Source organism: Myxococcus sp. MISCRS1, assembly GCF_026626605.1.
GTDB lineage: Bacteria > Myxococcota > Myxococcia > Myxococcales > Myxococcaceae > Myxococcus > Myxococcus fulvus.
Map to the genome: position 1 here is coordinate 2,937,690 of NZ_JAPNKB010000001.1, position 11,314 is coordinate 2,949,003.

8 protein-coding genes are annotated in these 11,314 nt (G+C 70.8%); 2 read left to right on the forward strand and 6 right to left on the reverse strand.

All coding sequences use genetic code 11. The annotated features are described in order from the left end of the window. Nucleotides 1-4: 4 nt before the first annotated feature. Nucleotides 5-1,369, reverse strand: a complete 1,365-nt coding sequence (locus tag OWM54_RS11205; protein ID WP_267697495.1) for a metallopeptidase TldD-related protein — start codon at nucleotides 1,367-1,369, stop codon at nucleotides 5-7. A gap of 734 nt (nucleotides 1,370-2,103) precedes the next feature. Between OWM54_RS11205 and OWM54_RS11210 the strand changes: the two genes are divergently transcribed. Then, nucleotides 2,104-3,384 (forward strand): TldD/PmbA family protein, encoded by a 1,281-nt coding sequence (locus tag OWM54_RS11210; RefSeq protein ID WP_267697496.1) that lies wholly within the window; start codon nucleotides 2,104-2,106, stop codon nucleotides 3,382-3,384. A 301-nt stretch (nucleotides 3,385-3,685) separates the two neighbouring features. Here the strand turns inward: OWM54_RS11210 and OWM54_RS11215 are convergent, their stop codons facing one another. The 5 genes from OWM54_RS11215 to OWM54_RS11235 all read right to left on the reverse strand — a co-directional run bounded on the left by OWM54_RS11215 (nucleotide 3,686) and on the right by OWM54_RS11235 (nucleotide 9,065). Next, a complete protein-coding gene (locus OWM54_RS11215) occupies nucleotides 3,686-4,831 on the reverse strand; it encodes a hypothetical protein (RefSeq protein WP_223747926.1) in 1,146 nt (381 codons plus the stop codon). Nucleotides 4,832-4,848: 17 nt separating this feature from the next. Next, nucleotides 4,849-6,762 (reverse strand): hypothetical protein, encoded by a 1,914-nt coding sequence (locus OWM54_RS11220; RefSeq protein ID WP_267697497.1) that lies wholly within the window; start codon nucleotides 6,760-6,762, stop codon nucleotides 4,849-4,851. A gap of 98 nt (nucleotides 6,763-6,860) precedes the next feature. Continuing rightward, nucleotides 6,861-7,817, reverse strand: a complete 957-nt coding sequence (locus OWM54_RS11225; protein WP_267697498.1) for a c-type cytochrome — start codon at nucleotides 7,815-7,817, stop codon at nucleotides 6,861-6,863. 52 nt (nucleotides 7,818-7,869) lie between these two features. Further along, nucleotides 7,870-8,886: an aromatic ring-hydroxylating oxygenase subunit alpha gene (locus OWM54_RS11230; RefSeq protein ID WP_267697499.1), complete on the reverse strand. Its 1,017-nt coding sequence runs from the start codon at nucleotides 8,884-8,886 to the stop codon at nucleotides 7,870-7,872. Further along, nucleotides 8,883-9,065, reverse strand: a complete 183-nt coding sequence (locus OWM54_RS11235) for a Xan family putative trans-acting RiPP leader peptide (protein ID WP_046711779.1) — start codon at nucleotides 9,063-9,065, stop codon at nucleotides 8,883-8,885. Before OWM54_RS11235 ends, OWM54_RS11230 begins: the two co-directional genes overlap by 4 nt. A gap of 113 nt (nucleotides 9,066-9,178) precedes the next feature. Here OWM54_RS11235 and OWM54_RS11240 point away from each other — a divergent pair, with 113 nt between their 5' ends. Next, entirely contained in the window at nucleotides 9,179-11,215 is a 2,037-nt protein-coding gene (locus OWM54_RS11240) for a hypothetical protein (RefSeq protein ID WP_223784551.1), read from the forward strand. Nucleotides 11,216-11,314: the final 99 nt, after the last annotated feature.

Below are 11,314 nucleotides of genomic sequence, written 5' to 3' on the forward strand. Positions count from 1 at the left end.
CGGCTCAGCCTCCCGGCGGAGGGAGGACCAGGGTGGGCGTGCCGCAGCCCTCCGCCGAGGGGAAGAAGGCCAGGTCCGAGCCCACGCCGCGCAGGGAGCGGAACGTCTCGAGCACGGGCAGCTCCAGCTCCAGCGGCTCCACGCGGTGCACGCGGCGGCCGTCGCGGACCTCCCAGCCTCCCGCGATGAGCGACACGATGCCGGGCGTGGGCATGGTGGAGAAGTTCTCCACGCGCGCCACCAGCTCCGTGTAGTCGGCGGGCAGGGTGTCCTCGCGCGGCAGGACGCAGAAGTTGAGGGCCGTGGGCGTCGCCGGATGCACGAGGTCGCGGAGCCCTCGGCCTCCAGGTTCGACGCCGAGGCGCGCGGCCGTCTCCTCCGAGTGGAGGAAGCCCACGAGGCGCCCCTCGTCGACGAGGCGCAGGACGCGGGTGGGCCGGCCTTCGTCATCGAGCTGACGGCGCTGGAGGCCGCGCGGGTCCAGCGGGTCGTCCTCCACGGTCAGGATGGAGGGGAAGAGCTTGCGGCCCACGGCGCGCACGAGCGCGGGCGTCGCGGTGGCGATGTCTCCTCGCAACAGCCACGTGAGCCCCGCGACGAGCGGCGCCGCGACCAGGGGCCGCAGCACGAGCGGGAGCGCGCGGTCCGCTTGCTTCGCGGGTCCTTCGAGCGCGGCCACGGCGTCGGCCAGCCGGGCGCGGATGGGCTCGAGGTCGCCCTTCCCCTTCGAGGCCTCCCAAGAAAGGGGCACGGCGTCCACCACCGCGCCGCGAGAGGTCTCGCAGCGCAGGAAGGCGACCTCCTGATGGGTCCGACGGAACGCCTCGAAGCCGTCGCTTCGCACGGACAAGGCGCCCGTGCATTCCTGCTTCACCACCAGGGCCTGCACGACGACGCCGGGGGGCAGCACGTCCTTCACCATGCGCTCGGCGCACAGGTGGGCGCGAGAGAAGTCTGTCGCCCCGCGCCATGCGTCCGTGGGCAGCGGGGTTCCTGGCGACGGTGTCGTGGGGAAGGCTCCGGTCGAACCCGTGCGAGCCTTCTCCTCCGCGGACAGCAACACCTGCTCCAGGGTCGCCCGGTCATGCACGCACTCGATGGCGGTGCCCACGGCCTCCCCGAGCCAGACCCGGGCCGAGACGGTGAGCGCACCACCGGAGCTGCTGGAGAAGGTCTTCGAGGCGACGTCGTAGTCCAGCGACAGGTTGTCGTACGACAGCAGGTAGAGCTCCACGCCCCGCCAGCCACGCTCGCGGCCCAGACGGTCCATCACCTCCCGCGCCAGGACACTCCAGTCCTGGGGCGACAGGCCGCCCGTGGAGACCAGGCTGGCGTCTTCCAACCTCACGTCCTCGTCATGCTCCGACATGCAGACTCCCGACTCGCATCGCTCGGCACATCCGAAACCTGACGACCTGCCCACCGTCATCACGGGATGAAGCCCATCATGAATCAACCAACGAGACCGAGACAGATGCATCACGGAAGTCCGCCACGGCCCTCGACCGGAGGCCCCGCGCACCACGAAGCACGCTCTCCGTGGAGATCGGCTCCCATCGGAGCCCACGGGACTGACCGAGCCAGTCTCATCGCGGGAACCTGGCTGGAGTCCATCGCCGTTCTCGACCCGACACCTTGCTCGCCACGAAGCGCGCGAGCGGCGGAGGCCGGCTCCTATCGGAGCCCGAGGGCCAGACCGAGACAGGCTCGTCGCAGAGACCTGTCCGAAGTCCGTCGCGGCATCAACCCGATGAACTGCTCACCGCGAAGCGCCCCGGCCTCAGGGGCTCGCAGGCTCCCATCAGAATCAGTCGGCGCGCGCCATCGCGTATGACCGAGGGCCCTCTCCCTGGGGCCGTCATGCCCTTCGGACTGATGCCCGCCCACTGCGAAGCACCCTGTCGACACGGGCTGGCGGGCCTCATCGGAATCAATCGGTGCACCCAGACAGGCTCGAGGCCGAAGCCGCCCGGAGGTCATGCTCGACATCTTCGCGGCGCGTGCGCGCGGGTGGGGTCTCGGTCCAGCAGCGCGCAGCGTGATACAACCCGGAGGGACGCGTTCCCTCGCGCGCCCCCGACGCTGACACAAGGAGCCCTCGTCTTGGATTGGTTCGTGGAGCGGCGCGAAGTCTCCGACGTGCTCCACCTCCGCTCCGGCACACGGATTCTGCCCGCGACCTTCGAGCGTGGCGCCTGTGTCCGCAAAGGTCCCCCGAGCCACGGTGAATACACGTGGACGGAGTTGTCTCGTGGAACACCCGCTCCGGGGCTCCTCCCGTCCGAAGTGCTCGAACGGGCACGTGCGCCGCTCGCCGAGTCCTCCAGGCTCTCGGAGGGCGCCGCGCTCCGTGAGGACGTGGTGCGCCGGCTCGTGGACGTCGCCCGCTCAGCCGGGGCGCTCCACCTCGAGGTGACGCTGCGTGAGGTGGACCGCTGGACGCTCCACGCTCAGCCCGAGCGGATGGTGGAGGACCGCACGCGCCATGCCTTGCTGGAGGTGAAGGCGTTCCATGGCGAGGCCGGCGGTCCCCGGTTCGACGCGTGGCGCTGCGTCACGCATCCCGACGCCACGCGCCTCCATGCCGCCCTGCCCTCGCTGGAAGCGTGGGTGGACACGCTGGTGCGTGAGCTCCGGGAGACGACTCCCGCCGTGCCGTGCCCCGACGAAGCGCTGCCCGTGCTCTTCCCCCCGGGCGCGGCGTCCGCGTGCTTCTTCCATGAGGTCTGCGGCCATCCCCTGGAGGGCGATGTCGTCGCGCGCGGCGGCTCCTTCCTCGCGCGCAGACTGGGACAGCGCGTGGCCGAGCCCTTCGTCCACGTGTCCGACGACCCCACGGATGCGCAGGGTGCGCTCGGCTTCACGTGGGATGACGAGGGGCACGCCGCGCGCGCGGTGCCCCTGCTGCGTGGAGGCATCGTCACCTCGCCCATGCTGGATGCGCGCAGCGCCCGCGCGCTCGGCCTGGAGCCCAACGGTCATGGCCGGCGCGTGGACTTCCGTCACCCGCCCCTGCCACGCATGGCGCACACCCGCGTGGAGCCGCATGAAGGCGACCTGGCGTCCCTCCTCGCGGACGTGGGCCACGGGCTGCTCGTGCAGCACCTCACGCCGCGGCACATGAACCTCCTGTCGGGGGACTTCAGCTTCCACATCGTCGAGGCGCGCCTGGTGCGCGACGGGCGCGCGGGCCCTCGCGTGGGCCCAGGCGTCCTCTCCGGCAACGGGCTGACGGCGCTGGCCCACATCGATGCGGTGGGCGCCGACGCGCGCAACCTCTTCGCCACGCGAGGGTGCCGCAAGCTGGACCATGGCCCGCTGCCCGTGTCCTTCGGGCAGCCCTCGGTCCGCTTCCGCGAGCTGCGCGTGCGGCCCGGGACCTGAGCGGAGGCCCGAGGCGGGCACCTGCCGCCACGAGCTCGCTCCTCCAGCCGAGGACGCGAAACCTCGGGGCGAAGGCTCGCGTGGCCTACCGCCATCCGGGCGCGCGCCTCATGGCCGCGGCATCCGAGCTAACCAGGCGGAGACCGGGTGCATCGAAGTCGGAGCGCGTGCTCACGTGGCGTACCGCCCCTACACACGAACCCTCACGACCGAAGCATCCCCACGAAACGAACCGAGGACGGCTCCTCGACATCGGAGCGCGTCCTCGTGTCACGACCCAAAGGCCTCGGGGCCCTCGTCGCTACTCCGCCGGCGGACCCTCGGGGTCGACAGGCTCCTCGGGCAGCTCCACGGGCGGAGGCGGGATGTAGCAGGTCCACGTGGGCTCCGGCTCCGGCGGCGGCGGGTCCTCGAGCCCACCACCGGGAGGCGGCTCCTCGCCCGGCGGCATCGGAATCTGCCCGAAGGCCCGGTACACGCTCACCTCACCCGGACGCGGCTCCACGATGACCGGCGGAATCAGGTACGGCCGGGGCGGCGCCTCGGGGTCCGGCTCCGGCTCCGGCACGAAGGTGTCCACCAGGTTCACCGTCACCGGCTCCGTGGCGTTGGGCGGCAGCACGAGCGCGAAGTAGCCCAGGAAGCTCTCCGAGCCGGGCAGCACCATGAAGCCCATCGGCGACTGCCCCGGCAGCGGAGCCTCCTCCACCGGCGCCCAGTCGAGCGGGAAGAGCCGCCCCGCGGACGCCTCCGCGATGCTGGACACCGGCGTCTGGAACAGGTCCGCCAGGAAGCTCATGTCGTGCACGAACAGGAGTGCGACACCGCCCGTCTTCGTCGGGTCCAACAGGTCCGCGGGCGTCGTCGGCGTGCCCGCCTCCGTCATCGCCTGCGCCACCGCGTCCAGCGCGCCCGTGTTGCCCACGAGCACCGCGGCCTGGCCGTAGCACTGCGTGACGCTCGCCAGGATGGGCCGCACGTACGTCGTGGGGAAGTACGTCGTCGTCGGCATCGGGACGGGGAAGTCGGGGTTCGGCTCCACCGGCTCCTCGGGAGGCGTCGCGGACGCGAGATAGGCCGTCGTCTCACCCGACGGAGCCCCCACCACCGACCAGGTCCCTCCGAAGTCCGACGGCGCCGACACCAGCGCGCCGCCGCCCTCCGGTGACGACAGCGACACCTGCCCCCCCATGATGGCGGACAGGAAGGTGTACGGCCCCTCGAAGAGGCCGGGCAGCGCGTTGCCGGCCTCCTCCTCGGGCACCGTCATGAAGGCGACGAGGAACGCCTCCGGGTCGTAGAGCACGCCGGAGACGTTCGTCGTGCGCGCCGGCAGGTCGACGACGGGCGCGGTGTCCGGCGGGATGTTGACGGGCGCGTCGGAGCTGGAACACCCACCGGCGGCGGCGAAGAGCAGGAAGCTGGAGGCTAGGGAGCGGAGCTTCATCGCGGTCCTCGAAGGGCTCAGCGCGCCGGCAGCACGTGCTCGGCGGGAACCGTCGTCACGTGGCAGGCGTTGGCGCAGTTGCCAAAGGCGTTGGGGGGAGAGTTGAGCTCCTGGAACTGCAGGTCGAAGTACTCGGTGCCGTGCGTGCCCGGGTGGCAGCCCGCGCACGCGTTCATGCTCGGACGCAGCGTGCTCTCGCGCGTCAGGTGGCACAGGGTGCAGTCACCCTTGTTCTGCGCGTACTTCGGCGACGAGATGTGCAGCCGGTGGATGAAGTCCGACACGTGCCCCACCACGTCGTCGTGGTGACACACCTTGCACGTCTCCACGTGGTCCACCGAGACGCCGTGGTGCACGTTGCTCAGCGAGCCCACGCCGTTGTGGCACACCTGGCAGTTGCCGATGCGGCCCGGGTACGAGGTCGGCGCGGCCTGGCCCACCTGGAAGAAGAACGGGTCCAACCGGTTGAGCCGCTCACCCTCGTAGTTGCGGTGCCCCTTGAGCAGGATGGCGTAGGTGCCGGGCTTCGCGTCCGGAGGCAGCGGCACCGCGTAGCGCGTCGTCGGACGCACCGCCATGCCGCCCGCGACGGCCATGATGTCCGGCGGCACGTAGAACTGCGGCTCGCTCGCGGCCGGATAGGCGAAGTAGTCCTTGGGCACGTAGTCCCCGTTGACCACCTTCAGGTTCTGCAGCGGACCCACGACCTTGAAGCCGGACTCGGACGCGCTGCTGTCACGCCACGTCAGCAGCATCTGCTCGTTGAAGTAGGCCAGGCCGTTGGAGCCCTCCCCCAGGTAGTCGAAGTAAGACGGCATGGAGTCGCGCGGGTGCAGGCCGTGGCCGTCGCCGTCCTGCAGCGACACCACGAAGTCCACCGTCTCACCGGCGTTGAAGAAGGTGCCGTTGGCGGGGCGCGACACCTGCACCTGCTGCTTGAGGCCGAAGCCGCACGGCGTGGGCACGTCCGTGGCCAGCCCGTCCGGCCCCAGCTGGTAGCACGTCGCGAGCCGCTCCGAGGAGGGCTGGAAGGTGACGGGGAAGAGGAACGGCTTGAGCGGCAGCTGGCTCCAGGTGAGGCGGATGACGCCCTCGCCCCGCAGGTCCGGCATGGTGAAGGACTTGAACGGGTTGGTGGAGTTGGCGAGCGACACCTTCACCGCCGTGGCGAACTCGAGCGCGTCGTAGCCCTCCGCCCGGCGCGGCGTCGGGTCTCCGGGGAACAGCGGGCGCTGCAGGCCCGTCACCGTGAAGCTGGCGCGGGTGCGGCCCGTGACGGCGCTCTCCGCGAGGAAGTCCCGGCGCGAGTACGTGATGCTGGTGCGCACGTTGCCGTCCGCGTCCAGCACCTCCAGGAGGAACGTGTCGTCCGTGGCCAGCATCCACGCGGCGTTCTCGTAGAAGGTCTCGCGCAGGAACGTCTTCGGCTCCAGGCGCTTCCACGCGTCGCGCCCCGAGGACAGGCCGGACCAGTCCAGGTCCTTGAAGAGCGACTCCATCCGCATCCACGCGGCCGGCGTGCGCCTGTCGTTGGGGTCCTCGAAGCGCGCCAGCTCCACGTCCATCGCGGAGAACTCGCGCAGGAAGTACAGCTCCCCCGGCGTGACGATCATCCGGGCGAAGGGCTCCACCGGCTCGAAGGGCTTCGTCTCCGAGGGGTAGCCGTTGTTCAGGTTGTAGCAGGTGGCGCCATAGTCCGGCAGGTTCAGGTCGCCCTTCGTCACGGGCTCACCCGTGGGAAGCATGGCGCAGCCCTTGTACCAGAGCAGGGACAGCGAGATGGCCCCGGAGGCGGAGCTCGAGTACGGGTCGAACGCTCGCGCACCACGGCCACGCGTACCTTCCACGTCGGACGTGTCGAGCAGGTTGCAGCCCGAGGCAACCGCCAGCACCGGGAGCATCAGGACGCACTTCTTGAAGGACAGGGTCATGAGATTCGAGTCCAGCGCGGCTCACCAGCGCAGGGCACGGTGACGTTCAGCGGAGGGCTAGGCGTGTATCCTACTTTCTCAGAAAGCGCCGCGCCAATTCATGGGCCCGTGGCGCGCTGCGTTGCCGTGCCCTGGGTCTTGAGGAAGCGGTACACGGCGCGAAGGTCCTCCTCCTTCATGGAGGAGAAGGCGCGCCAGGGCATGGACAGCTTGTTGACCTGGCCCTTCTTGCTGGGGGCGGGGGCCAGGTCCTTGAAGGCGGTGAAGCGGGCGACGAAGGCGTCCTCGCTCAGGTCCTTCAGGATGGGCCCCTCCGGGAGCAGGGACGGCACGGGCTCCTCGCCCAGGGGCGTGGGGGCGGCGCGGCCTCTGGCGAAGGGCCTCGGCTCCTCGTCCGCGCTGGCGTGGCAGAAGGCGCACTGGGCGATGGTGGCCAGGTAGCGGCCCCGGGAGACGTCGTCCTGGGCGGGCTCGGCCACGGGTCCGGGCAGGGGGCCGGCCAGGTCCTTGATGTCCGCGAGCACCTCGGGCGCGAGCTGGGAGGGAGGCGTGGGGAGGGCCACGGCGGGCACGGTGCGCAGCCACGCGACGACGGCCTTCGCGTCACCGTCGGACAGGGTGGCGCGCCACTCCATGTACGGCATCATCGGGAAGAGCGTGCGGTCGCCCTGGCCGTAGCCCTCGCGCAGGGTGCGCAGCAGCTGGGCGTCGGTCCACCTGCCCACGCCGTGCACCGGGTCGGAGGTGATGTTGGGCGCGCACAGCGTGCCGGGGAGGTCCCACTCCGGGCCGAAGCACGCGCCGGCGAGCGGAGGACCCGACAGGGGTCCACCGAAGCGGCCCGTGTCGCGCCGCGTGTGACAGTCCACGCAGCCGAGCACCGACTCGCCCAGGTAGCGGCCCCGCTCCACGAGCGCGGCCTGGGCGGACACGGGCTTGGGGGCGGGAGGCGCGGCGGGCTTCGCCTCGACGACGGCGGGCGGCGGCGGCGGCTTGGGGGCCGCGTCCTTCTCCCGACAGCCGCTCACGGCGACCAGCAGCGCCACCACGGACACGCACCTCTCCCAGCTTCGGCCCCCGGCATTCACGTTCGAGCGACTCCTGTGGCTAGTCCAATGCGGGCGCGTCCGGAGGACGGCCCAGGCGCAGGGCCGCGAGGGCCCGGCGGTATTCGATGGGGAGCCGGTCCGCCTTCACGGGGACCTCTCCGGAGAAGTCCAGCGGGTGCGCGCGCGGGCGCTGCCCCTCCGCGACGCGGCGGTCCTGCTCCAGGATGGCCGACTCCGACTTCACGAACAGCTCCGCGAAGTTGCGGATCCTCGGGTGGTACGAGGCGAAGTAGAAGCACTGCATCTTCTCCTCCGACCAGGGCGAGGCCACCGCGTAGACGGTGTGCGGATAGAAGAGCGTGGGCTTGAAGGTGAGCCGCGCGGTGAAGGGGAACGTCACCTCGTACGTGAGCGTGGTGCGGTCCACCCGGGGTGGAGCGCTCCCCACCGCGGGCGCCAGCGCCGGGTAGACAATCTGCGCGCGCAGCCCGTCCGGCAGCTTCTCCACGTCATACGCCGGCACCTCGGGCTGCTCCGGATTGCCGAACGTGCCCTCATGAACGAACGATAGGTGAGCCACGTCCAGGACGATTTCCACCATGCGTCCGGCGGACGTGTCCCAGTCCAGGCGGGGCAGCGGCACCGTGGCCACCGTCGCGCTGTCGGCCAGCTCCGGCCACTCGGGCAGCGGCGCCGCGGGCTCGGGCGAAAGACAGACCCAGATGAGCCCATGCCGCTCCGCGGCAAGGTAGCTGCTCACCCGGGCCCGCTCGGGGACGGGCGTCTGGGGTTGAGAGGGAATGCGGACACACGAGCCGCTCTGGGCGTATGTCCATCCATGGAACGCGCAGCGAAGTCCCTGGGGTGTGACAGTCCCGGCGGAGAGGTCTGCTCCGCGGTGCGCGCAGTAGCGTTGGGTGGCCGCGACACCGGAGGCGGTGCGCCAGAGGACCAGCTCCGACTCCAGGAGCCGGGCGGCCAGGGGGCCTTCCCGAAGCTCATGGGCGTACGCCACCGGATGCCAGTACGGGACGAAGGTGTCCCGGTACGAGCGGACCTCGCCAGCCGTGCTCATGCCAGGGCGAGCGGGGCGATCTTGCTTTCAATCTCCTCGAGGAGGAAGTCGATCTCCTCTATCTCATCGAGCTTCTCGGGAGCAGCTGACACCGCCTCGGGAGCCTCGGAGGGATTCGGAGTGGATACCGCGTTCGCCGCTGTTTCGGATGGGGACTGAACCGCCTCTTCCGACGCCATGTGGGTGGCCTCCACTACGCAGGGGGAGGTGGATGCTCGGAGGAAGAGCGGGGGAATGTCAACCCACCGTGGGTTTCCACGCGTGTCACAACACCACTAGACTGCGGCCCTCCATGCCCCCTGCCCCCTCTGTCGTGCGCATCGTGGCCATGTTGTGTCTGATTCATGGCACGGCTCACGCGGAGCCCTGGAAGAAAGCCAGACCGGGCGTCACGACCGAGGCGCAGCTGCGCATCCTGTTCGGCGAGCCCGACGCGAGACGCCGCGAGGACGGCGCGCTGGTGCTCGACTATCAGGGGCAGTCCTCGCCAGCGGGGACGCAGCGCGCGCGCTTCACCGTCGATACACGCACGCGCAAGCTGCGGCGCATCGATGTCTTCCCCACCCGCGCGCCCACGCGCGCCGCGGTGGAGAAACAATTCGGCCCCGCGTGTCCCAAGACGGGCTGGAGCAAGAAGCCCTGCTACGTGGTGAAGGCCACGGCGGACACCTCGCTGTATTTCCATTATCCGTCGCGGGGCCTCGCGGTGTTCTTCGCCGGTGGCGACGTGCGCGCGCTGACGTATCAGAAGCCCGTGCGAGGCAAGCTCGCGCTCACCGCGAGCGTGGAGCCGCCGCCGGAGCTGTCCTCCGCCGGCACCGTGGCCCCGGAGGAGGCAGGCGACACGGTGTCCGCCTCCGGCACCGCGTCCGAGGACGATACGGAGACCGCGGACGGCAACACGGTGGAGGCCTTCGCGGAGCCCGCCACCGCCACGCAGCCCGCCGTGGCGAGCCTGGAGCTGGCGGTGCCCACCATCGAGGGCGAGACGGAGGCCCCGCGCCCCGCGCCGCCCATGGACGTGGACACGTCGCTGCGGCCGGTGGTGGTGGATGACGTGGCCGCGTCGGGCACGAGCGTCGCCTCCGCGGCGGGAGGTCCCACCGCGGGGCCCCAGCCGGTGACGGAGGACGCCGTCGAGGAGGACCCGCTGCACCCCTCCGCGTTCCTCAAGGTGCCCGAGCTGCTCACGGTGGGCGGCTTCTATCTGCAGCGCGCGGAGGTGGCCGGGGCCAGGCGCGCGAGCACGTCGGCCACGGGAGTGGACCCGTTCTTCCCGGCGCTCCTGGACGTGTACCTGGACTTCAAGCCGTTCGACGGGCTGCGCAGCTTCGCGGTGGGCCGCATGGCGTACGACCCGCTGGACCCGGTGCTCTCCACGCCCGCGACGAGCCTGGACCGGCTGTGGATCTACTTCGGCCTGTTCGACCACGTCTTCATCACCGCGGGGCGGCAGCACATCAAGTGGGGCAGCTCCAAAATCTGGAACACCACCGACTTCCTGCGCGCGCGCAACCCGGACCCGCTGTTCCTCTATGACTTGAGGCCGGGCGTGGACATGGTGAAGGTCAACGTGCCGTGGGAGGAGATGGCGGCCAACCTGTGGCTCATCGGCACGGCGGACCTGTTGGACGAGGTGACGGCGGACGGGGACCGCGTGCGCTACGGCGGCGCGGTGCGCGCGGAGATGGCGCTGGGCACCAGCGAGCTGGCGGTCTCGGGCTCGTTCATGGAGGGCCGGCGGCCCCGCTACGGCGTGGACTACTCGATTGGCCTGGGGCGGCTGGACTTCAACACCGAGATTGCGCTGGTGCACGGCGCGGACGTGGCCACGTGGGAGCGCTCGCGGGCGGGGGGCTTCCAGGTGCGGGCGCTCGACGGGCTCCAGGTGCAGGCCAGCGGCGGCGCGCAGGTGGAGCTGCGCGTGGCGGACACGTTCAAGACGGTGGTGCGGCTGGAGGGGTTCTACAACCAGCTGGGCAGCGACGACCGCGAGCTGCTGACGTGGGTGCAGGCGGTGGGTGACTTCCAGCCGCTCTACTTCGGCCGCTTCTACGGCATGGCGCAGGTGGCCGTCACCGCGCGCAACATCTACGAGCCCACGACGACGCTCACGGTGATGGGCAACGTGGGAGACCCGTCCTACGTGGCGCGCCTGGACATCAATGCCTCCCGGCTGCGCGACGTGACGGTCGCCGCCTACGTGGAAGTTCCTTTTGGAGAGCGCGGCGGCGAGTTCCGCTTCCAGCCCGACGCCAGCATCGCCCCCAGCGCGCCGGTGGACATGGGCCTGTTCCGCGCCGGCATCAACGTTCGACTCCGGCTCTGAGAGCACAGACTTCACGATGACCGCTCACGACGATTCCGCCCCGACCTCCCCCGGTCCGCACGGACGGAAGGCTCCCCCTGTCGACTCCGCCGCCGCGCC